The following is a 22,750-nucleotide window of genomic DNA, read 5'->3' as shown; positions in this document are numbered from 1 at the left end:
GTGTTAGTCGGACCAGTGGATGCGGCCGTCGATGACTGTCATCAGTGTGTGGGTCGAGTGAAGTTCCAGGGGAGGGCAGGAAACCGGGTCGCGGTCGACGACGATGAAGTCCGCCAGCTTTCCGGTTTCCAAGGTTCCCTTGAGATGCTGTTCCCCGGTGGCCCGGGTGTGCGAGGTTGCCGCGGCATGCAGGGCCTGGGAGCGGGTGAGGATCTCCTCGGGTTGCCAGCCCCCGGCAGGGAAGCCGTTGGGACGCTGGCGGGTGGTTCCGGCGTGGAGGCCATGGAAGGGGTTGGTTCCCTCGACCGGGGCATCGGAACTGAAGGAGACTGCCCCGCCCGCGGCCAGGATGCTGCCCCATGCGTAGGAAAGCACGTCGTGGTCGCCCAACAGGGAATCGACCAACTCGATGTCCGAGGTGCATGACGCGGGTTGCATGCAGGCCAGCGCGCCACTGGCGGCGAGCCGGGACAGGTCGCGGCGGGCGATGTGTTGGACGTGTTCGATCCGGTTGGAGGCGACCGGCAACGACGTGCGGTCTTCCGCGGCCAGCTCGAAGGCATCCAGGGCGTTGGAAACGGCGCGGTCACCGATGGCGTGCACGGCGGCGGACAACCCGTTGTCGTTGGCGCGCTTGACCAAGAGGTTCAGCTCCTGAGGCGCGGTTACGGCCAAGCCCTCGGAGCGGGAGTAGCCGTAGGGCGAATGCATGAGACAGGTGCCCGATGAGAGGGACCCATCGGAGAAGATCTTCACGCCGCCGCGCCGCAGCCAGGGATCTCCCTGTCCGCTGCGCACGCCCTGTTCGATGATTTGGTCCAGCACCGCGACGGGCATGATCTTGTTGACCCGCAGCGGAAGTTCACGGCGTTCATGAAGGTCGGAGAAGGCATCCCACGCGTCCATGCCGTCGATGTCGTGAATAGAGGTGATGCCCTGGCGGACCAGGGTGCGCAGAGCGGAGGGCAACAACTTCGCAAGGTCGTCCCGGGTGACTTCCTCCAGTGCCCGGCCCGCGTTGAATCCGGCGGCTTCCAGCAGGATGCCGGTGGCGGAGCCGGAAGTGTCGCGCACGATGGTGCCACCGACCGGGTTGGGGGTTGCCGCGTCGATGCCGAGGTATGCCAATGCCGCGGAGTTCAACCAGTAGGTGTGCAGGTCCAAGTGGTGCAGCGCGGTGGGGTGGGAACCGGTGGCGGCGTCCAGTTCATGCCGGTCGGGGAGTTCCGTTTGGTCCCATGCGCGGTGGTTCCAGCGGCCGCCGAAGATCCAGCTGGTCGAGTCCCCGGGATCGAGCTGCCCCACACGGTGGGCGACCAAGGCGACGGCCTCCGAGGATGAGCTGGCGGGGAAGAGATCGACCTCCGCCTGGCGCAGCGCGAACTGGGCGGTGTGGATGTGGCTGTCGGCCAGCCCGGGCATCGCATGCGCCCCGCCAAGATCGATGCGTCGTGCCTGCGGGGCGAACTCCCGGGCCCCACCGACGGATCCAAGGAATCGGATCCGGCCCTCGTCCGAGACCAAGGCGGATGCCGTGGGGTTGTGCGGGTCGAGGGTATGGAAAACGGCATTTTCGAACACCGTGAACGTCATGCAGGGCCCCCATCATGCGCTGATCTTTTCGCCATTCGAAGCTTCTGTACATCGAATACTTTGCACTGTATACCGAATACAGCTTCCGTTCAAGACATTTTTTGATCCATTTATCAAGCGGCGCCATTGTGACCTGGCGTGGGGGTTCGCGGGGTCGGCGAGCTTGTGGGCAAATGCAAAAAGCCGCGTCGGGAATCCCCGGAGGGGTTCCCGACGCGGCTTTGTAGTGGGCGGTCCTAGACGGCCGCCTTCGCGCCTTCCTTGCTTGCCATGGCCTTGCCGATGCGAGAGGTGCTGTTGAGCCAGTTGGCGGTCAGTGCCGCCTGCGCGGCGGAAAGATCCTTCGCAATAAGCGCGTTGGCGATTGCCGAGTGCTCGGTCGCCGCTCGTTCAACGCGGTCCTTGGCTCCGACGAAGAACTTCTCGTAGCGCCGCAGGGCAACCTTGTGCGAGGCGATGGTTTCCAGAAGCCGTCGGTTGGGGCATTTGGAGAGCAGGAGCTCGTGGAAGTCATCGTCGTGGCTGTTGACCTCTTCGGCCAGGGCCTCAGTGGCAGTGAACGCCTTCGCTGCATCCAGGATCCGTGGCGCAATCACATTCAGCTCGTCTGCGGGACTAAGCTCCAGCGCGAGGCACTCGAGGGCGGCAATGATCTGCACGGCCTCGGCGAAATCGCGCTCGCTAATGGGGGCCCAGCGGAAGCCCTTGCCGGAAATGCGCGTAATGACACCCTGCTGGGATAGCGAAATGAGCGCTTCGCGCAGCGGAGTCCGACTGACGCCGAGATCGGCCGAGAGCGTTACCTCGTTGATGCTCTCGCCCATATCGAAATCGCCTGCGCCGACGCGGTTCATGACTTCTGTTTCGATCTGTTCGCGCAGTGATTGGCGTTGAATTGCCACTGTCGCCCCCTGATTCTCGATAGATGAAGCACCGGATTTGATCATCTCTATTGTACTAGAGACTGGGTTCAGTATACTGTATACAGAAATATGGGAGGAAGTTCACACATGAACGTGACCATTGGCTTGATTGTGAACCCGGTCGCCGGCCTGGGTGGCCGTTTGGCCCAGAAGGGCAGCGACGCCTCGGATATCCGCGATATGGCCGAGCGCGCGGGGATCGATTCCCTGGCTGCGGAACGGGCCGGGCAAACAGTTCGCCGGCTGTTGGACGGGCTGGAATCATCCCGGGTTGCCGTGCGAATACTTGCAGGTGCCGGCGAAATGGGTACCGGTGCGCTCGACACCGGCATGCCCCGTGAGACTGTTGCCTCAGACGCGCTCCACCCGGGAGCCTCGAGTTCCGACGACACCAAGTCAATGGCGCGGAACATGGCGGACCAAGGTGTCGACCTATTGCTCTTCGCCGGGGGAGACGGCACGGCCCGCGACATCCTCGACGCGGTCGGAACCAGCGTCCCGGTGCTGGGCATCCCCGCCGGCGTCAAGATCTACTCCGGCGTATTCGGCCTGACGCCTTCGGAAACCGGTGCGTTGGCTGCGGGTTGGCTGGCCGATCCGAAGCGTTGCAGCGATGAACGCGAAGTCGTCGACATCGACGAGGACGAATTGCGCCGGGGCCTTGCGACCCCCAGTCTCTATGGGACGCTGCGGGTGCCCGCGGACTCCCGCCGGCTTCAGCCTCGCAAGTCCGGCAGCCCCGCCTCCGACGTCAACGCGGCCAGATCGTTGGGTATTGCGTTCGCGGCCACCATGGTCCCGGACCGGCACTACGTGCTTGGTCCGGGCAGCACCACCATGGCCATCGGCAGCGCACTGGGTTTGGAACTGACACGGCTGGGAGTCGACGTCATCTGCAACGGCCGGCTCATTGCCGAGGACGTCGACGCCGAAACGCTGAACTCGTTGGTCCCCGAAGGGGGTGCCACCATCATTGTCACCCCGCTGGGGCAGCAAGGTTTCGTCATCGGGCGCGGAAACCAGCAGATCGATCACCGCGTGCTGCAACGCAGCGAGCTGAGAATCGTTGCCACGCCTTCCAAAATGATTTCCCTGGGCGGGCGACCTCTCTGGGTTGATTCGGGACATCCCGAACTGGACGCCACGATCTGTGGCTACATCAAAGTATTTACCGGAGCGAAAGCCGAAGTAATTTATCCCATCAGCAATTCAGCTGATGCCCAGGTTCGAGCCTAAACACCACAAGGAGCAGTTCATGCGTTTGAAGGACAAGTCTGCAATCGTCACCGGCGGCGGATCCGGCATCGGCCGGGCCACGGCACTGGCCATGGCCGCCGAAGGCGCCAACGTCGCGATCTTCGACATCAACGAAGAAGCGGCACAGGCTGTTGCCGCCGAAGCCGCGGCATTTGGCGTCAAGACCCTGGGCGTGGCCGTCAACGTTGCACTGGATGAAGACGTGAAGCGCGGGGTCGCCGCGGCCGCGGCCGAATTCGGCACCGTCAACGTCCTGTTCAACAATGCGGGCATCATCCGCCGGGCCAACGTCATCGACACCACCCTCGAGGAATGGGACCAGGTCATGGGCGTTAACGTGCGCGGCCCGTTCCTGCTCTCCAAGTACGTGATCCCGCTGATGATCGCCGACGGCGGCGGTGCAATCGTCAACACCGGTTCCGGCTGGGGCCTCAAGGGCGGCGGCGACGCGCTGTCCTACTGCACCTCCAAGGCAGCCGTGGTGAACATGACCCGCGCCCTGGCCATCGACCACGGACCGGACAACATCCGCGTGAACTCGGTGAACCCGGGCGACACCAACACCCCGATGCTGCGCGAGGAAGCCCGCCAGCTGTCCCAGGCCGAGGCCGCCTTCCTGGAGGAGTCCAACGACCGCCCGCTCAAGCGCATGGGCACCCCCGAGGAAATCGCCGAGGCCGTCATCTGGCTCGCCAGCGACGCCAGCAGCTACGTCACCGGCGCGGCACTGGTGGTCGACGGCGGCGGCATCGCCTAAGCCGTTCCCGCACCAACGACAAATCCCGCGGGGTGAAGCCAAGCGCTTCACCCCGCGGGATTCATGCTTCTTCCAGGCCGGGGCTGCACCCGTCTCCACCGTGCCGGACCACTGGCGGTGCGGCAGCAGGTCACGTTGATGCCTTCACGAAAGAGTCCCGATCTGGTTGACTGTGTTCGTGCCGGTTTGGTCAAATTCCGCGAAAGAGGATCTCCGGGCTATCGGTGATTCGTCAGTCTCAGCGCAGATCATGGAGATAGCCGATCGAGACCTGCGCCCTCACGCCGACGACGCGATAGAGGGTCAACTCGTGGGTGCAACGGAGGCCCGGTTTAGACGATGCGTCTGGGCGTCCGAGCTGGCCAGCTACCTGTCGTTCGAGCTCGATGGCGTGGACGAATTCAGCAACCAGGCGTGTGACCACTGTTTGGTCTATCGCGAGTTGACGGTGGACGAACAAATCAACCTCCAGCGGAACCCCGGAGTCGTGATCGTGCGAGTCATCTCAAATGACGACATTCTCCGACTCCTTGCACGCAGCAGAATTAATACTTGATGCCCAATTCACGCGCTAGTTCTTCCGTGTCCTGTACCTCGCCAAGAGGCTCGCTGCTACCCAATTGGGAAACAGACTCCAGCACGGCGCCAAGCACCGCAGCTTCCACGCGCTCATTCGCCAGCGGCGTGATGAGGGCGACAGGTCGACCTTGGCGGGTGATGAGCGCAGGTTCTCCCGATTCGTTGATCTCCTGGATGACCTTTGCGGTGTTTTGGTTCAGCTCACGCATGTTGTACGTGTGTGAACTGGCTACGCGGGAAACGATTTCCATCTTGCAATCCCTCCACATTTACGGCAAACAGCCCTGATGATTTGAGGCTAGCACATGTAGTACATAGGTACTACAGCTGAAGCGAAGGACAATCTTTTGGATATTCCCACATCGACGCCAACACTGTCCGGGGGCGGCTACGGAGACAAATCAAACAATCTTGCAGGCACTCTCAAATGGCTGGTTGCCTCGGCGGGAGCAATAGCCGTGGCCATCGTGGCGGGGCTGCAACTCACCTCCCTCCAGAGCCTGCAACCATGGGCAGCTCTCCTGGCCACGGTTGGTGCGCTTGGCGCTTTGGTGGCCGTCGGGCTCGTGCTGTTCGGTGCCGCGCGGGTGCTGGCAATCGACACTCCGACGATCACGGAGCTATCCAATGCGGAGATGGACTTCAAAGCCGAAAAGCACGCCGACTTGGCCACGCCAGAGGGCTTGAAAGCCCTGCCCCTGCTGCTCCTTTGGCTGTATGAACGACGCACCTTGCTGCTGGGTGACGCCCAAACTATTTCGGCCCTGTATGAGGATGGCATCGTCGGATCGGGTCGGGCGCTGGATCGTTTGAAGCGAAAACAAAAGTGCACCTGGGCCGGTCGTGCCCTGGACCCGGAATCGCCTTCCGATATCGCTTGGCTCGAAGCCGAACGTTTCGTCGCCAGCTCGCGAATTGACCGGCTTGAAGCAGCTGCGGGGTATTGGCTGAGACGTGATGCCTATCAACGCCTCATCAAGAGGGTTTCTTGGATAACAGTCCTATTTGTGGCCGGAATATTCATTTTCGCGCTTGCCCCCGTCGTGGGACCTGCGACGGTGCTTCCCGGCGTCACGGAGCCGATTCCTGCGCAAATCCATGTGCTGGACGCGAATGCCGCAGGAGTTCCTTCCACCTGCCCGGCTGTCCTTTCGGGACAGATCGTTGGAGGTTCACTGGCGAACCCCATGGTTGTAACCATCCCCCAGGGCGAATGCCCTGCCCTCAAGCTGAAGGCGCACGACAAAACACTGATTGTTGTACCGAACATGCCCGTTTCACCCGGACCCACCCCGTAGTGAAGACCAAACAAACCCTCCTGGCATCTGGTATCCCTTGATGAATCAAGAAGCCGGCAACAATCGGGGCCCGGATGCCGGTGGTGCCAAGGAGGGGCTGCCGTCGGTCATCCCGGCGGCAGCCCCTCCTTGGCCACTCATCTATCTGGTTAGCCCACTGAAATGGGCTCTTGCGCCAACGTCGCATCGGCGCCGCTGAAGTACTTGCGCTGGTAGGCGCGCCAGGTGATGGCCCAGCGTTCCGGATCGTCCAGGTCATCGTGGTCGATCTGGTGCACGGTTTGGTTGTGCGGAGCTGAACGCACCAGATCGGGATTCTCCCGGGCTTCGGATGCGACCTGGGCCAGCACAGCGACGTACTCGTCGATTTCGGTCTTGGAGTACGACTCGGTCGGCTCCAGGGTGAACGGCTGCGGAACCAGGTACGGGTGGTGGCTGGTCCAGTAGTGCATGCCGTAGTCGCTCATGCGGATGCCGATTTCCTCCGAGCTGATGCCGGTGTCCTCGAACAATTCCTGCCACGAGTAGCGGACCTGCTCGATGCGGTGCTTGCCCGTCGCGTACGGTGCGCTGGCCCCCGGGATTCGGCGGACCAGGGCCAGCAGGTAGTTGTTGTTCAGCACGGCGATCTCGGCGACCTGGCGCAGGCCGGAGGCGCCGAGGGCCATGATCCAGGCGTAGGCCCGGACCACATTCGGTGCGACGCCGAAGAACGGTGCAACCTTGCCGATGGACTTCTCTCCGCCATAGTTCACGGTGAAGCCCGCATCGGTCTTTTCGATGCGCGGGTTGGGCAGGAACGGGGCGAGCCGTTCGGAGACGGCGCTGGCGCCGGCGCCCGGACCGCCGCTGGCGTGCGGGGTGGAGAAGGTCTTGTGCAGGTTGAAGTGGCACAGGTCGAACCCTGCATCCGAGGCGCGCGTGATTCCCAGGATGCCGTTGGCGTTCGCTTGGTCGTAGGCCGCCAGGCCGCCGGCCTCGTGGACGATCTGCACGAACTCGCGGATCTTGTCGTTGTAGATCCCGGTGTCTTCCGGGTTGGTGATCATCAGTGCCGCGGTGCGCGGGGAAACCGCGGCGCGCAGCGCCTCGATGTCTGGGTAGCCGTTGGCGTCAGGCATGAGGGTGATGACCTTGAAACCGGCGGCCTTGGCGCAGGCGGCATTGGAAGGGTGGGAGAAGATCGTGGTGATGACCTCGTCGCGCACCTCGCCCTCGCCGTTGGACTCGTGGAAGGCTCGGATCATGGAGATGTTGGCCCAGATCGCGGCGGAGCCGCCCTGCGTCTGCAGGCTCACCGAGTGCATGCCGGAGATCTCGGCGATTGCCTGCTCGGTGCGCCAGAAGATCTCCAGCACGCCCTGCAGCGAGGCCTCGTCCTGCAGCGGGTGCAGTTCGGCGAGTTTCGGGGTGCGGATGATCGTCTCGTTGACCTTGGGGCTGTACTTCATGGTGCAGGTGCCCTGGCCGATGTCGACATTGAAGTCGGCACCCAGGTTCTCCTGGCTGATGCGCAGGTAGTGGCGGACCACGCGCATCTGTGCCAGTTCCGGAAGCGCGGGGGCGCTGGAGCGGCGCAGCGAGGCCAGCTGGTCCTCGATGCCGGACAGGGCCTCGACGGCGGCCGGCTCGGCCTGCGAGACCAGGATGCCGCGCTCGCCGGGGGTGCTGAGTTCGAAGATGATCGGTTCATCCCAACGGGCCTGGTGGAACCGGCGGTGGGCTGGTTTGGGGCTGACTGGAAGGGCCATTGTTACTTCTCCTTCAGGAAATCGGTGAGGGCTGAGACCAGGGTGTCGATGTGTGCCGTGGTGATGCGTTCGGTGACGCAGACCAGCAGGTGGTGCTCGCCGATGACCACGCCGGGCTCGATGTGCCGTGCGCGCAGGGCGGTGACGGCCTCGGCCGCGGTCTTGCCCGAGGCCGAAAGGTCGAGCACGAATTCGCGGAAGTGCGCTGCCGAATCGCGCAGCGAAACACCGTCGACGGCGGCGAGCTGCTGCTGGGCGTAGGCGGTGCGTGCCAGGACGGTATTGCCCAGGTCGGACATGCCGGTGGGGCCCATCGAAGCCAAGTAGACGCCCGCGGCGATGCCCCAGAGCGCTGCGGCGGTGCCGACCCATTCCTTGCCTTCTTCGCGCACGGCGAAGGAAGTACGGTCCCAGGCGACGTCGCCGAAGCCGTATTCGCCCTCGACGGAGGTGCTGGCCAGGCCGAAGAGGCGCGAGGGCATCTCCATGACGAACTTCGGGTCGTCGTGCACCGCGATGAAGCCGCCGCGTCCGCCGCCGAACCACTGGTGGATGCCCAGCGACTGGATCTCGCCGCAGACGATGTCGGCTCCCCAATCGGCCGGGGGAGTGAGGCTGCCGTAGGCGATCGGGTCGGTGCCTACGACCAGCAGCGCACCGGCCCCGTGCGCCAGGTCCGCGATGACCTGTCCGGAGGTTTCCAGCACGCCGTGGAAGCTCGGGGTCTGGATCCAGACCGCGGCGGTGTCGGCGTCGAGCTGGGCGGCCAAGACAGCGGTATCCACCAGGCCGTTGGCGCTCGGCACAAAGACCAGCTCGGTGTGGCTGCGCACGTAGTCGGTGACCTTGGAGACCAGATCCGGGTTGGTGTCGGAGGCGACGATGATCTTGGAGCGTCCGGTGATGCGTCCGGCCATGGCCAGCGCCGTGGCGGTGGCCTGCATGCCATCGTAGGTCGGTACGTTGACCACGTCCATGTTGAGCAACTCGCCCATCATGGAGGTGTACTCGAACAGTGCTTGGAAGCGGCCGTGGTCCTCGTAGGGCTCGCCCGCGTAGGCGGTGAGGAATTCGCTGCGGTTAATGACCTCGTCCACGACGGACGGAACGTAGTGGTTGTACACGCCGGCGCCCAGGAAGCTGATGACCTCGCGGGTGCTGCGGTTCTTGTTCAGCAGCCCGGTGACGTGCTCTTCCAGTTCGGCCTCGGCAAGGAATGGCTCCGGCAGGTTGAGCAGGCCCTTGACGCGCAGGCTCTGGGGAATGTCCTCGTAGAAGTCCTCGATGCTGGTCGCTCCGGTGACCGCGAGCATTTCCTCGATGACCGAGGGAACCGTATTGGGAATGTAGGGGTGAACTGTGGAATTTTGCATGGAAGGTCGCCTCCTGCTTTTGTCATGACCCGGCGCATTCCCTGTGGAAGCAGCGCGGGATAACTTGGTGAAATTCTGTATACAGTGCACATTATGCCGATCTGTGACAAGAGTCAATTGTGACCCATGCCGCTCTTTGGGTGGCGCCAGGCCCCGGGGTGCCGGGCCAGGGGAATTGGGATCGAGGGTTCCGCCTGTGTTGTTTTGGTCGAGCCTGATGGAAAAAGTCCGAAAACTATCCCAAATGTGCTGAATACTGTGTACAGTTTCGAAAGTAATCGAGGTCTTCCTGACGACAAGGAGCTCCACAATGTTCAACCCCATGAAGCTGGCCGCACCGGCCATCGCACTTGCCCTGTTGACGGGTTGCGCCGGCGGCGGGGTCCCCGCGCAGAGCGGTGCGGCGCTGAAGCCGGATGCGGAAGTCTCGGGTGCGATCACCGTGTGGAGCTGGGATGTCGCGGCCACCGCACTGAAGCGGCTGGCTACCTCCTACTCGGCCGAGCACCCCGGCACCACCATCAAGGTCGTGGACATCGGATACGACAACGCCTACGACAAGATGTCGGTTTCCCTGCAGGCCAACAGCGGACTGCCCGACGTCATCACCGTCGAAACAGACCGGATGCCGTCCTACGTCACCCAGTTCCCCAAGGGATTCACCGACCTGGCGCCGCTGATCGACAATGCCACCGACGACTTCGACCCGTCGAAAATTGCCGCGTCATCCGACAACGAGGGGCGCTTGCTGTCCCTGCCATGGGATTCGGGAACCGTCGGATTGTTCGTGCGCACCGACTACTTCGCCGAGGTGGGCATTGATCCGGCCTCGATCAAGACCTGGGACGAACTTGTCACGGCCGGTGAAGCCATCAAGAAGAAGACCGGCCACACACTGATCTCCACCGACCTCTCGGGTGGCGGCATCTTCTCCATGCTGCTCCAGCAGCAGGGCAAGGGCACCTTCGACTCCGTGGGCGACATTGACCTGAACTCGCCGGAGGCGGTGCAGGCGCTGACCCTGATGAAGACCATGAACGACAAGGGCCTGCTGCACAACGTCAAGGGCTGGGACGGGCAGGTCACCGCGGCCAAGGACGGCAAGTCGGCAACCAACCCCGAGGCAGTTTGGTGGATCGGCACGCTGACCGGCGAAGCCCCGGAACTCTCCGGGAAATACGGCGTGCAGCCGCTGCCGGCGTTCACTGACGGCGGAGGAACCACCTCCAACAATGGCGGTTCGACCTTGGCCGTGCCCACCCAGGCCAAGAACCCCGGGCTGGCAGGCTCGTTCGTCAAATACGTGCTGGCCAACAAGGAAAACCAGGTCTCGATGATGAAGGACGAAGGCCTGTTCCCGTCCTACCTGCCGGCATTCACCGACCCGCTCTTCGCCGAACCGCAGGAGTACTTCGGCGGCCAGAAGGTCTACCAGCTCTTCGCCGAGCAGACGGCCAAGATCCCCGCCGGCATCACCAACGTGGACAGTGCCAAGGCAGGGGACATCGTGGCCAACGCCGTCGTCTCGACCGTGCTCAACGGGGCAGACCCGGCGACCGAGCTGAAATCCGCCGCCGAGCAGATCGCCACCGCCACCGGCCGCAAGATCGCGCAGTAACCATGACCGCCACGTTGACGCGGCCCTCCGCACCGAAGGAGGGCCGCTCCACGGCCCGCTCCGCAGCAGGCCGGGCGGCGCGGCGGGCCGCCCGCCGCCACCGTCCCGGCTATTTCTTCATCGCCCCGGCGCTCGCCCTTTTCGCCCTGTTCTTCATCTATCCGCTGGTCTCATCGTTCATCCAAAGCTTCCAGTCGATTTCCGGCGGCGAAACCAGCTGGGTGGGCCTGGCCCAGTACCAACGATTGCTCGACGATCCGCTGGTGGCCCAAAGCCTGTTCAACGTCTTCTTGATCCTGGTCATCCAGGTGCCGCTGATGGTGTGCATCGCAATCGGTCTGGCCTACATCCTGAACCAGAGCTGGGTGCGCTTCCGGACCGGGTTCCGGGCCATTTACTTCCTGCCCGCGGTCACCACCTTGGTGGCCTACTCGCTGGTCTTCCGGGTCATGCTGGCCACCGACGGGGGAGCGGCCAACCAGCTGCTGGGCATGGTCGGGATGGATCCGATCGACTGGCTCAACTCCGAGGGCTGGGCGCGGGTGGCGCTGATCGCCTCCATCACCTGGCGTTGGACCGGATACAACATGATCATCATCTTGGCAGGCCTGCAGGCGATCCCCGCGGAGCAGTACGAGGCCGCCAGGATCGACGGCGCAGGCCGCTGGGCGGTGTTCTCCAGGATCGTCGTTCCGCAATTGCGCCCGGTGATCCTGTTCAGCAGCATCACCTCGACGATCGGCGCGCTGCAGCTTTTCGACGAGAACTTCATCCTGACCGGGGGAGGACCCAACAATGCGACCCTGACCCCGGTGCTGTACCTCTACAAGGTCGGCTTCCAGCAGTTCGACTTCGGCTATGCCTCGGCCATCGCCTGGCTGGTCGTGGCCATCATCGCCGTCATCTCCGTCGTCCAATTCCGAATCATGAGGGAAAAATCGTGATGCAGACCCTGCGCCGTTCCCCGCTCTATGTGCTGCTGGCCATCGGAGCCGCAGTGAGCCTGGTCCCGTTCCTATGGATGGTCATCGCCTCGACCCACACGACGGCGGAGATATTCTCCACGCCGATGCCCTTCCTGCCTGGCGGCGAGCTGTGGACCAACCTGGCCCGGCTTCAGGAGGAGACCGGCTTCGCGCGGGTCATGCTCAACAGCGTGCTGGTGGCCACCCTCTACACCGTCTTCTCCTGCATCGTCAGTGCCATGTGCGGGTATGGGCTGGCGAAGTACCGGTTCCGCGGGCGGGGCCTGATGCTCGGCGGGGTGCTGCTGACCATGATGATTCCCGGCCAGGTGCTGCTGGTGCCGCTGTTCCAGATGATGGCCAGCGTTGGATGGATCAACAGCTTCCAGGCACTCATCCTGCCGTTCCTGGCCAACGCCTTCGGCATCTTCTTGATGCGCCAAGCCTTCCTCGAATTCCCCGACAGCCTCATCGAGTCCGCGCGGATCGACGGGGCGAGCGAGATCAAGACGTTCTACCGGATCGTGCTGCCGGTGGCCCGGCCGCAGCTGGCCGCCTTGGTGATCTACACCTTCATCAGCCAGTGGAACTCCTTCATCTGGCCGCTGCTGATGCTCAACAGCGAGGAAAAATACACGCTGCCGGTGGCGCTGAACACCATGGTGGGGCTCTCCCGGGTGGACTACTCGGGGTTGATGCTCGGTTCGTTGCTGGCAACCCTGCCGTTGCTCATTGTCTTCCTGCTCTTCCAGAAGCAGTTCATCTCCGGGCTCATGGGCGGAGCCGTCAAGGGGTAGCCGGCGGCTGCTCTCGGGCCGAAAGTAGATCCGCAGGCCTGGTGGTCTGCGGGACGATGTGGTTCTGGGCATGGGAGAAATGCATGCCGCCGCGCCGACCGATCAGGACCGCTGACAGGATAATGCCCAGGACGGCGAAGGCGCTGGTCATACACCAGGTCGAAGACCAGCCGCCGGTGCTCATGGCCAGCCAGGCCACGATCATCGGGCCGCTGAAATTGCCGACGTTGTAGATCTGCTGCATCAAGCCCATGGCCGCCGGGGCCGAACCGCCTTCCGGCGCCAGGTCCACCGCCATCCGGGTCATGGTCGCCGGGATCATGGCCCCGGAGAAGGAGAAGAACCCGACGCAGGCGACCTGCCAGGCCAGCCCGCCGGGAACCGGCGACCAGTCAACGGCAAAGGTCGCCAGGCCCGCCGCGGCCATCAGCACGAAGGACAGGAACAACAGGGCGCGGGCCGGGGCACCGCGCTGGAGCAGCATGCCGGTGATGATGGCGCCGACCCCGTTGAGCCCGCCGACAACGGCCGACAACACCCCGGCGTGCGTGCCGCTCAATCCGCTGTCGCCGTAGAGCGTGGGCAGGAACCCGACCACGGCCATCCACTGGACGGTGTAGCAGCCGAAGACCACCCCGGCGATCCACAACTTGGACGAACGGGCGGTGATGCCGATGCGTCCGGCGGCGGCCCTGGCACCCCCGGCGCCGGCGGGTTGGTCCTTCGGGACCAGGCGCAGCACCAGCGGGATCGGCACCATGCTGACGGCGGCCATGACCCACCACCATGCCTGCCACGTCCCGACCTGCAGGAAATATGCGCTGGCGATCAGTCCCACGAAGGTCGCGGTGCCCTGATAGGCGCTCCAGCAACCGACGGCCAGGTTGACGCGGCGAAACGGTGCATGGCGGCGGATCAGGCCCGGCCCCACCACGGTGGCCACAATGAACCCGACGCCCTCAAGGGCCCGCGAAGCCAGCAGGGTGTTCGCGCCGATGGACAGGGCGCCAAAGACCGAGCCGGCACCCAGGAAGACCAATCCCAACAACAGGGTCCGGCGCTCGCCGATGACCTCGGCCAGCAACGACACCGCCAGGCCGCCGACCATGCCGGCCACCTGCACGATGCCCAGCAACACCCCGGCGGCAAGCAGGGACAGGCCCAGGTCCTCCTGGATCCTCGGAAGTGCCGCGGGCAGTTTCCAGATATGCAGGGCAGCGGTGATGCCGGCAACCACCACCACGATCCAGGCGGCGTTGCCGCTGGCGGTGCGTTGGGGGCTCGGTTCGGTCAAGGTCAATGGAACGGGTCCTTCGTTGGTCAGATGATCGGATTCTTCCATGTCAGCGAATCGAACACGAAGATATGTCGCCGCGGGCAGGACGGCGGACAACGACCCGGAACACGAATCGGCAAGGAACCCTGTCGGATTCCTTCAAGACCACGGACCTGCCCGAGGAATCCAATGGAGCGGCGAGCAACCATCCAAGCCACCAAAGGAAGGCTGCTCATGTCCCCGGAGCCACCAACCACGGCAGCAACCGGCAAGCACACGACCAACGGGGTGCCGAACGGCCATACGGCGCTGACACCGTTCATCGTCGTCGAGCCGGCACGGGCAGCCATTGAGTTCTACCGGGAGGTCTTCGGCGCCACCGTGCTCTCGGTGATGCCAGGTGCCTCGAAGGAGGACGGCAGCTCCACCGTTTCGCATGCCGAACTCGACTTCGGCAACGGCATCCTGCCGCTCTCGGATCCGCAGCCGGGGTACGGGCTGGTCGCGGCCGATGCGCAACATGCCAACAATTCCCTTGCGGTCGGCGAGGCACCGGGGCCTGGGTTGTGGTGCGCGGTTGCGCTACTGCACCTGGGCGCCGGAGGCGTTTTCGACCTTGTGCGCGGTGCGGCCCAGCAGGTGCGTGGGCACGCGGTAGGTTTCCTTGGCGGTCAGCGCGGAGACCGAGGCAACCAGCGCGATCACCAGGGTGAACAAGCTGATGACCACCCAGCCGCCGGGCTCCAGGCCGCCGAGGGCCGCGACGATGGAGGGCGCGAAGTCGGCCATCAGGAAGCCGAGCTGGGTGCCGATGGCCAGGCCGGAGAAGCGGACCTGCGAGGAGAACATCTCCGCGTAGAAGGAGGGCCAGACGGCGTTGGCCGCGGCGTAGGCGCAGGAGAAGACCAGCAGTGAGAGACCGAACTGCATCACGGTGTTGTCGGTTTCCATGGAACGCAGGTAGAAGGGCATGAACGCGGCGGATGACAGTGCGCCGTAGATGAACACCGGCTTGCGGCCGATCCGATCGGCCAGCTTGCCGAAGAACGGCTGGGTGAACAGTGCCCCGACGTTGCCGGCAACCACCAGCCACAGCGTGACCGATTCGTCCATGTGCCCGATCGACTTGCCATAGGAGATGGCCAGGGTGCCGTAGACGATGGAGACCGCGGCGATGAAGGCGCAGAACACCACGCGCAGCACGTCGCGCCAGTGGAAGCGGATCAGCACGCCGAGGGGCAGCTTGGCGATCTCGTTGTTCTTCTTGGCATTCTCGAATTCCGGGGTCTCGTGCAGTGAGCGGCGGAAGAAGAAGGTGACGATGACGACCACCGCGGAGAGCCAGAACGGGATGCGCCAGCCGATGGTGTATTTGAACTCCTCGGGCATGGCAACCACGGGAATGAAGATCAGCGCGGCGAGGATCCGGCCGCCCCGGGTGCCGGTCAGCGTCCAGGAGGTGAAGAGGAACGGCGGTCATCCGGCGCGTGTTCCAGGGTCAGCGAGGAGGCACCGGCCTGCTCTCCGGCGGCAGAGAGGCCCTGCAGCAGGCGCGCGAGCACCAGCAGGATCGGGGCCAGCCAGCCCACCTGGTCGAAGGTTGGCAGGCAGCCGATCATGAAGGTCGCCGCGCCCATCAGCACCAGCGTGAACATCAGGACCTTTTGCCGCCCGATCCTGTCTCCGAAGTGGCCCAGGATCACCGCGCCGATGGGGCGGGCGACGTAGGCGAAGCCGAAGGTCGCCAGTGACATGACCGCGGAGTTGGCATCGGCGCCGGGGAAGAACACGTGGGGGAAGATCAGCGCGGCTGCGGAGCCGAAGATGAAGAAGTCGTAGTATTCCACAGCACTGCCCATGAAGCTGACCAAGGCGGTTCTGACCGGCGTCCTGCCCCCGGTGCCGGGCACGGATTTCGCGCCGCGGCCCGCTGCTTCCTGCTGACCCTGGTGGACCCGGGGTATCTGGAGACCGACGGCAACCGGCTTCCGGTCTGGGCCACCTCGATGGGCCGGGTGCTGGTCGTCGAACTGCCCGAGGCGGCGCGCGAGGAATCCCTGGCCAACGCCCAGCTGCGGAACCACACCTCCAAGACCGTGGCCGGCATCGGGCACCTGCGTGCCGAACTGGACCTGGTGCGCGCGCAGGGCTGGTCCCTGGTGGCGCAGGAACTGGACGAGGGGCTGCGCGGGCTGGCGGTTCCCGTGTACCGGGGCGCCCAGCTGCTCGGTGCGCTGAACGTCTCGGTGCAGCCCGGTCGCATCGGCTCCGCCTCGATCACCGAAGAGATGCTGCCGCTGATGCGCCGGACCGCAAAGAACATCGCCGACGACTTCGGCGGACGCACCGCGGCACGCAACTAGCCAATGTTCCATCGAACCGTCCGGCTGGTGTTCTACCGGATGAGATCTGATTCCCCAGCCAGTCCTCGAGGATTGGCGCAGCCATGGAGACTTCCTCGCCGCAAACGGCCAACCCGGTGCGGACCCCGGAAGCTTGCAGCGTATTGGCGGTCCAAGAGCAGCGGGGCGGAACCGCCCAGATGGTTTCACTACCACCCACACGCCAGGGCTGCACCTAAAGACTCCTATCGTTTACTGCGGGCCAGGAACTCCCCGATGCGCCGCCGGGTGTCGGGCAGGGAAATCATGGCAAAAATGGTTTCGGCTTCGTCGTCCAGGTGCCTGGCGTAGGCTTCGCTGATGCCTGCAGACAAGAGTTTCTTGGTGGGTCCGAGCATCTGGGTGGCGGCCGTTCCCAGAAATTCGCCCAAGTCACGGGCTCGCGCGACAAGATCGCCCTGCGTAACGACTTCGGTGACAAGCCCCCAGGCAAGCCCTTCTTCCGCATTGACCGATCGTCCCAACAGGGCCATATGGGCTGCCCGTCGCGGACCAACCACCTGCGGGAGCAGGTAGGAGACGCCACAATCAGGAGTCAGGCCGATGCTTCCGTAGGCGCTGAGGAAACCTGCCCTTTCCGATGCCAGCACCACGTCGGCATTCAGCACCAGTCCCAATCCCGCGCCGGCCGCGTAGCCGTCGACGGCGGCAATGGTGATCAGCCTGGACCTCGCCAGCCGCAGCAGCCCGAAGTGCATGGTTTCGGCCAGTTCCTTCAGGAACACCGCGGGATCTTCTGCCGCGTCCATCATGGCGACGTCTCCGCCGGCACAGAAGAACCTGCCATTGCCTTGGAGGATGACGACGTGGATCGCAGGGTCCCGCTCGGCCTGCTCAATCGCCGCGCAGAATTCCTGCCCCATGGCGATGCTGATGGCGTTGGCCTCGGCGGGCCGGTTCAACGTCAGCCACATCAAAGGGCCTTCGAACCGGACCAAAATGTTCTCGAAAGTCATATCCATCCTTACAGTGAAAGTTGCGGCGTACGCGACATGTATTGCACACCGGCTTGGACGTCGATTGCCGCCGATCAGGATGCGCGGCGGAACAAGGCTGCCAGGGCTTGACCTCCTCCGATGCACATCGTGACAACGCCGAATTCCAGGTCACGGCGCACCAGGTCCTTGGCAATCCGCAGACTCAACATGGCGCCCGTGGCCCCCACGGGATGGCCCAGCGCAATGGCACCTCCATATGGGTTGGTTTTCTCCGGATCCAGTTTCGCGTCGCGCATGACGGCGACGGCCTGGGCGGCAAAGGCCTCGTTGAGTTCCACGATGTCGATGTCCGCCGGCGTCATCCCCGTTTCGTCGAAGAGCTTGTGCAGGGCCAGCGTCGGGGCATAACCCATCAGCGCCGGATCCAGTGCCGCGGTGGTCACCGCCTCCAGGCTCGCGAGCCCCTTCAGGCCGCGGTCGGAGGCCGCGCCGGCGCGGGCAAGCACTACGGCGGCTCCACCGTCGTTGACCCCGGAGGCGTTTCCCGCGGTGACCGTTCCTTCCCGCTCGAACACCGACCGCAATCCTGCCAACGACTCCGCGGTGGTCTCTGGCCGCGGGTGCTCATCAACGGAAATGGTGCGGGGGTTGCGCCCGCCAACGTTGACGGGGGTGATCTCTTCGGCGAAGACCGCGCGGGCGGCATCCGTAGCGGCCCGGCGTTGGGATTCCAATGCAAACTCATCCTGGTCCTGGCGGGAGACCCCGTAGGTCCGGGCGACGTTTTCGGCCGTGACGCCCATGTGGATGTTATTGAACGGATCCGTCAGCATGGCCACGGTGCCATCCACCAAGGTGCGGTCGCCCAAGCGATAGCCGGCCCTGGCTGCAAAATCGTAGAACGGCATGCGGGTCATCGACTCGTTGCCGCCGGCTATGGTGAAGTCCAGGCCGCTCCAGCGCATTTGCATCGCAGCCGACCACACCGCCTGCAATCCACTCCCGCACAGCCTGTTCACCGTGTAGGCGGGCGTGGACTCGGACAGCCCGGCGGCAAGGGCCACCCTCCGGGCATTGTAGGCATCGGATCCGACCTGTCCGATGCACCCCATGACAACTTCCTCGACCTCCCGGCCGGCGATCCCTGCACGTTGGATCGCGGCTCGGACGGCCACGGCACCGAGTTCGTGGGCATCGAGGTCCTTGAGCGATCCCCCGAAGCTGCCAATGGGGGTTCGCGCGCCATCGAGGATCACGATCTTGTCGCCGTCTTTCATGGTTCCCTCCTTCTCGAGGATGTTGACGTGCCGGGGCTCAACGGCTGAGATTTCCCGTCAGGGATGCAATGGGGCGAATGAACAGCGGGCGTGCCATGAACCACCCGGCAACCATCAGGACAAGGGAGAGCGCAAACACCGCGACTCCTGCCCAACTGCCGTCCGTGCCTCCGGCATACATGTGGTTCAGGTTCGCCACGGCTCCGGTGGCAAGAACCAAGGCCACATGCACCACCACAAACCCCACGAAGTAGAACATGACCGGCAAATGGATGGCGCGGGATGCCCCGATGGGGAACACCCGGTTCAGCAGCGGGGCGTTCTTTGGCCAGGCCGGAGACATCCTTAGGCCCGAGGCAAGTGCCAACGGCGCAGCAATGAACACCGTCAGGAAGTAGGCCAGGACCTGCATGGCGTTGTAATTGACCCAGCCTTGTTCCAACGGCCACTCCAACGAGGCGTATTGCAGCAAGGCCGAGAGAGCGTTGGGGAAAATATCCCAGCTGGTGGGGACGATCCGCATCCATTGGCCGGTGGCCAGCAAAAACACCGCGAACACCATTCCGTTCAACACCCACAGCATGTCCAAGGTCAGGTGGAGCCACAGATCGAGGCTGATCTTCTTGGGCGCCCCCTTGGTGCGCAACAGGCCCTTATTTTTCCGGGTCCAGTACGCGGCCGGCCGGGTGGTGGTGTGCACCAACCAACCGGTGCGCACCATCAACAGCAGGAAGAAACCGTTCAGGAAATGTTGCCAGCGCAGCCAGCCCGGCAACCCCACCGGTGCTCCTTCGGGCAGCGCTGAATGCCCGGTGTACTCCGCCAAGAAATCCTGGACACCCTCGAACCCACGCAACCACTTGGCAGCCAGGACCAGAAGGACCAACAGCGCGACCCCGGCACCCGCAGTGAGCATCGCACGTGTCTTGCTGCCTCTTCCGGGCGGACGGGACTTGAGCAGCGTCATGAGTCGGATTGCGCACCGAGCGCACTGATCAGCTGGGGCACCACGGTGAGAACATCGCCCACGACGCCGAAGTCGGCCACGTCGAAGATGGGTGCCGAGGCATCGGAATTGATCGCCACGATGGTCTTGGCGGTCTGCATGCCGGCACGGTGCTGGATCGCCCCCGAAATGCCCAGCGCGATGTAGAGGTCTGGGGACACACTGACCCCGGTCTGGCCCACTTGGGCACCTTGTTCCACATAGCCGGCGTCCACCGCGGCGCGCGATGCACCCACCGCGGCACCCAATTTGTCCGCCAATTCATCGACAAGGATGAAGTTCTCCGCGGAGCCAAGTCCTCTTCCGCCAGCCACCACGCGTGTGGCGCCACGCAACTCCGGCCGATTGCTGCCGGTGGTCTCCAGTGTGGTGGAGAGGATGGTTGCCGCGGTGCTTCCCGGGGTGACTATCACGGTGGCGGACGTTGGCGTTGCGGCGGGGGCAATATCCTTGATGGCGCCCTGGCGGACGGTGATGACTGCGGGGCCGGAGGTGATGGTGGCCTTCACGGTGTAGTCACCGCCCAGGACGGAATGGGTTGCCACGATGGCGTCCCCGTCCGTGTCCACGGCAACAACGTCTGCAAGGAGTCCTGCACCCGCCCGAACGGCGAACCGGGCAGCCACATCACGCCCGGCCACCGAGTTCGCGGCAATCACGGCCACCGGATCCACTTGCCGTGCGGCCGCCGAAAGGGCCTCGAGTTCCGGGGCAACCAGGAGGCTTCCGGTTCCCTCGCACTCGGCAAGGATCACATGGGTTGCTCCGAGGGCTCCGAGCTGACCGACCAACGCGGAGCCATGGCCGGGGGCCACGGCAACCACGGCGACGGGGTTGCCGATCCTGGACGCCGCGCCCAACAAGCCCGCGGTCGTGTTTCCAAGTTCTGACGTGTCGGTGGTTTCAATCAGGGTCAAGACATTCTTCATGATGGTCCGTCTTTCTACTAGATCAAGCTGCCGGAGCGCAGGAACTGGGCCAACTCGTGGCCGGCGTTTCCTTCATCGACGATCCGTCGCCCTGCGGGCCGGGCCGGGCTGCGCAGCGTGGACAGGATGCTGGTCTGGCCCGTATTGCCAGGCAATTGCCCCAATTGGGCAACCGACATCACCGTCAACACCTTGCGTTTGGCTGTCATGATTCCCTTGAAGCTGGGGAACCGGGCCTCGGCAGAGCGCTCGGTGACGGAGATGACTGCCGGCAGCGGGACGCTGGCCCGCAGCGACCCGGTTGCCGTGCTGCGCTGTCCCAAGACCTCGACTTCCGACAGCTCAACAGCGTCAAGGGCGCTGAGCAACGGCAACGACAGGTGCTCGGCCACCATGGCCGGGACAACACCGCTGCGGCCATCCGTGGATTCGTTCCCGGCCACCACCACATCGACCGCCAGCGAACGCACGGCGCAGGCCAGGACCGCGGCCGTGCGTCCGGCGTCGGCCCCGGCCAGGGCATCGTCGAGGACCTGAAGTGCCGCATCCGCACCCATTGAAAGTGCCTTCCGCAGCCCCTTCGTGAGTGTGTCCGGGCCCATGGAAACGACGACCACCTCAGTTCCCTTGTTGGCATCCTTGTAGCGCAATGCCACTTCCAGGGCTCGCTCGTTGATCTCGTCAAGCACGTTTTCGCCGCGGCGATCCACCAACCCCGTGATGGGGTCGAGGGTGCGCTGTTCGCCTGTGTCAGGCACCTGCTTTACCAACACTGCAATTTTCACGCTGCTTTTCCTTGTCTTTCAATGACCGGGCTTCGGAACCGAAACCATGGATGGGGATGCTAGAGGTTGCGGGAGATCACCAGGCGCATGATGTCCGAGGTGCCTTCTTCGATTTCCTCCAGTTTGACGTCACGCATCCACTGCTCCACCGGGTATTCGCGGGAGTAGCCCCAGCCGCCGAGTGTTTGCACCGCTGCCCACGTGCAGAACATGGCCGTTTCGGAAGCCTGCAATTTGGCCATCGCGGCCAGACCATTCACGTCTTCCCCCGCATCCAGTTGTCGGGCAGCGTGCAGTGTCATCAGCCACGAGGACTCAATGCGGGTAGCCATGTCAGCCAGGCGGAATGCCACCGCCTGGTGCTCGATGATCGGCTTGCCGAATTGTGTCCGGGTGCGGGCGTATTCCAGTGCATACTCGTAGGCCGCCCGGGCGGCGCCGGTCGCCGCTGCGGCAAGCACAACGCGGGAGACATCGAAGGTCTTCATCAGGCCGTAGAAGCCCTGCCCTTCATCGCCCAAACGGTCTTCCTCGGGAACAAACACATTGTCGAAGAAGATCTCGCGGCAAACGATCGCCCGCTGGCCCATCTTCTTCATGGGTTCACCGAAGCTCATTCCCGGGGTGCCTTTTTTCAGCAGGAAAGCGGTGACGCCCTTGGAACGCTCGGAAGGATCGGTCTTGGCGAACACCACGTACTGGTCCGCCAATCCTGCATTTGATATCCAGGACTTCTGCCCATTGATCGAGTAACCTCCCGGAACCTTGTCGGCACGGGTCACGATGGAAGCCGAGTCGGAACCGGAACCCGGCTCCGTCGTGGCCAACGAAGTGAACAGTGCGTCGGGTCCGGTCAGCGAGGACAGCCACCGCTTCTTCTGGAGTTCGGAGCCCAGGGCCAGGACCGGATCGGCAAAGAAGCCATTCGCGCAGATGAAGTTGCCGATTCCGGGGTCGCCCCAACAGAGCTGTTCCTGGACCAGGCACTGGGTAAAGACGTCGGTGTATCCTCCGCCTCCGTATTCCTCCGGCAACATGAAATCGGTAATGCCGATTTCTGCTGCCTTCCGGAAGATGTCCACGGGCGGAACGGTGTCCGCCTCATCGACTTCGCGTCCCCGCGGCCGAATCTCATTTGTGGCGAAATCCTTGCACAGGTCCACAATTGCGCGCTGCTCGTCGCTCAGCGGCCAGTATTCGACATTGTTCTTAGCCATGTTGTTTCT

19 protein-coding genes and 1 pseudogene are annotated in these 22,750 nt (G+C 64.0%); 7 read left to right on the top strand and 13 right to left on the bottom strand.

Annotated elements, in window-relative coordinates; genetic code table 11:
• Positions 1–3 precede the first annotated feature (3 nt).
• Entirely contained in the window at positions 4–1,593 is a 1,590-nt protein-coding gene (locus DQ353_RS09550) for an amidohydrolase (protein ID WP_113762523.1), read from the bottom strand.
• A gap of 236 nt (positions 1,594–1,829) precedes the next feature.
• Positions 1,830–2,540: a GntR family transcriptional regulator gene (locus tag DQ353_RS09545; protein WP_220094001.1), complete on the bottom strand. Its 711-nt coding sequence runs from the start codon at positions 2,538–2,540 to the stop codon at positions 1,830–1,832.
• A gap of 63 nt (positions 2,541–2,603) precedes the next feature.
• Here DQ353_RS09545 and DQ353_RS09540 point away from each other — a divergent pair, with 63 nt between their 5' ends.
• Positions 2,604–3,752 (top strand): ATP-NAD kinase family protein, encoded by a 1,149-nt coding sequence (locus tag DQ353_RS09540; protein WP_181578315.1) that lies wholly within the window; start codon positions 2,604–2,606, stop codon positions 3,750–3,752.
• A 19-nt stretch (positions 3,753–3,771) separates the two neighbouring features.
• The gene (locus tag DQ353_RS09535; protein ID WP_113762520.1) at positions 3,772–4,530 is read left to right on the top strand and encodes an SDR family NAD(P)-dependent oxidoreductase; all 759 of its coding nucleotides are present in this window, start codon (positions 3,772–3,774) and stop codon (positions 4,528–4,530) included.
• A 545-nt stretch (positions 4,531–5,075) separates the two neighbouring features.
• On the opposite strand, the gene DQ353_RS09525 is transcribed toward DQ353_RS09535, so the two are convergent.
• Positions 5,076–5,360 carry a type II toxin-antitoxin system Phd/YefM family antitoxin gene (locus DQ353_RS09525; protein WP_181578314.1) on the bottom strand — a complete coding sequence of 95 codons (285 nt, stop codon included), beginning with the start codon at positions 5,358–5,360 and terminating at the stop codon, positions 5,076–5,078.
• Between the two features lie 96 nt (positions 5,361–5,456).
• On the opposite strand from DQ353_RS09525, the gene DQ353_RS09520 reads away from it, so the two are divergent.
• Positions 5,457–6,407 (top strand): hypothetical protein, encoded by a 951-nt coding sequence (locus DQ353_RS09520; RefSeq protein WP_146755229.1) that lies wholly within the window; start codon positions 5,457–5,459, stop codon positions 6,405–6,407.
• A 149-nt stretch (positions 6,408–6,556) separates the two neighbouring features.
• On the opposite strand, the gene gcvPB is transcribed toward DQ353_RS09520, so the two are convergent.
• Together gcvPB and gcvPA are read right to left on the bottom strand one after the other, a co-directional pair.
• A complete protein-coding gene (gene gcvPB / locus DQ353_RS09515) occupies positions 6,557–8,158 on the bottom strand; it encodes an aminomethyl-transferring glycine dehydrogenase subunit GcvPB (RefSeq protein ID WP_113762516.1) in 1,602 nt (533 codons plus the stop codon).
• Positions 8,159–8,160: 2 nt separating this feature from the next.
• Entirely contained in the window at positions 8,161–9,531 is a 1,371-nt protein-coding gene (gene gcvPA, locus DQ353_RS09510) for an aminomethyl-transferring glycine dehydrogenase subunit GcvPA (protein ID WP_113762515.1), read from the bottom strand.
• Positions 9,532–9,841: 310 nt separating this feature from the next.
• On the opposite strand from gcvPA, the gene DQ353_RS09505 reads away from it, so the two are divergent.
• From DQ353_RS09505 to DQ353_RS09495, 3 genes are read left to right on the top strand one after another with little or no spacing between them, the layout of a single operon-like run.
• Entirely contained in the window at positions 9,842–11,149 is a 1,308-nt protein-coding gene (locus tag DQ353_RS09505) for an ABC transporter substrate-binding protein (RefSeq protein ID WP_113762514.1), read from the top strand.
• Positions 11,150–11,151: 2 nt separating this feature from the next.
• Complete coding sequence (locus DQ353_RS09500) at positions 11,152–12,093, top strand: carbohydrate ABC transporter permease (protein WP_113762513.1); 942 nt, start codon at positions 11,152–11,154, stop codon at positions 12,091–12,093.
• Positions 12,093–12,911, top strand: coding sequence for a carbohydrate ABC transporter permease (locus DQ353_RS09495; protein ID WP_113762512.1), 819 nt, complete (start codon positions 12,093–12,095; stop codon positions 12,909–12,911). Before DQ353_RS09500 ends, DQ353_RS09495 begins: the two co-directional genes overlap by 1 nt.
• Here the strand turns inward: DQ353_RS09495 and DQ353_RS09490 are convergent.
• Together DQ353_RS09490 and DQ353_RS09480 are read right to left on the bottom strand one after the other, a co-directional pair.
• The gene (locus tag DQ353_RS09490; RefSeq protein ID WP_113762511.1) at positions 12,901–14,253 is read right to left on the bottom strand and encodes an MFS transporter; all 1,353 of its coding nucleotides are present in this window, start codon (positions 14,251–14,253) and stop codon (positions 12,901–12,903) included. The genes DQ353_RS09495 and DQ353_RS09490 overlap by 11 nt on opposite strands.
• Positions 14,254–14,769: 516 nt before the next feature.
• Positions 14,770–16,046: pseudogene (locus DQ353_RS09480) on the bottom strand (MFS transporter).
• Positions 16,047–16,136: 90 nt separating this feature from the next.
• Here DQ353_RS09480 and DQ353_RS09475 point away from each other — a divergent pair.
• Positions 16,137–16,550 (top strand): IclR family transcriptional regulator domain-containing protein, encoded by a 414-nt coding sequence (locus DQ353_RS09475; protein WP_286166710.1) that lies wholly within the window; start codon positions 16,137–16,139, stop codon positions 16,548–16,550.
• Positions 16,551–16,774: 224 nt separating this feature from the next.
• On the opposite strand, the gene DQ353_RS09470 is transcribed toward DQ353_RS09475, so the two are convergent.
• The 6 genes from DQ353_RS09470 to DQ353_RS09445 all read right to left on the bottom strand — a co-directional run bounded on the left by DQ353_RS09470 (position 16,775) and on the right by DQ353_RS09445 (position 22,741).
• Positions 16,775–17,545 (bottom strand): enoyl-CoA hydratase/isomerase family protein, encoded by a 771-nt coding sequence (locus DQ353_RS09470; protein ID WP_181578313.1) that lies wholly within the window; start codon positions 17,543–17,545, stop codon positions 16,775–16,777.
• Between the two features lie 74 nt (positions 17,546–17,619).
• Entirely contained in the window at positions 17,620–18,804 is a 1,185-nt protein-coding gene (locus tag DQ353_RS09465) for a thiolase family protein (protein WP_113762509.1), read from the bottom strand.
• A 37-nt stretch (positions 18,805–18,841) separates the two neighbouring features.
• Positions 18,842–19,720 carry a cytochrome b/b6 domain-containing protein gene (locus DQ353_RS09460; protein ID WP_286166709.1) on the bottom strand — a complete coding sequence of 293 codons (879 nt, stop codon included), beginning with the start codon at positions 19,718–19,720 and terminating at the stop codon, positions 18,842–18,844.
• A gap of 47 nt (positions 19,721–19,767) precedes the next feature.
• Positions 19,768–20,739, bottom strand: coding sequence for an electron transfer flavoprotein subunit alpha/FixB family protein (locus DQ353_RS09455; protein WP_113762507.1), 972 nt, complete (start codon positions 20,737–20,739; stop codon positions 19,768–19,770).
• 17 nt (positions 20,740–20,756) lie between these two features.
• Positions 20,757–21,524: an electron transfer flavoprotein subunit beta/FixA family protein gene (locus DQ353_RS09450; protein WP_113762506.1), complete on the bottom strand. Its 768-nt coding sequence runs from the start codon at positions 21,522–21,524 to the stop codon at positions 20,757–20,759.
• A 59-nt stretch (positions 21,525–21,583) separates the two neighbouring features.
• Complete coding sequence (locus DQ353_RS09445; RefSeq protein WP_113762505.1) at positions 21,584–22,741, bottom strand: acyl-CoA dehydrogenase family protein; 1,158 nt, start codon at positions 22,739–22,741, stop codon at positions 21,584–21,586.
• Between the last annotated feature and the right edge of the window lie 9 nt (positions 22,742–22,750).

Origin of the sequence: Arthrobacter sp. AQ5-05, assembly GCF_003287975.1 — a bacterium.
Lineage (GTDB): Bacteria > Actinomycetota > Actinomycetes > Actinomycetales > Micrococcaceae > Paeniglutamicibacter.
Note: the sequence above shows the minus strand (reverse complement) of the source record. Positions and strands in the feature narration are given on the sequence as shown.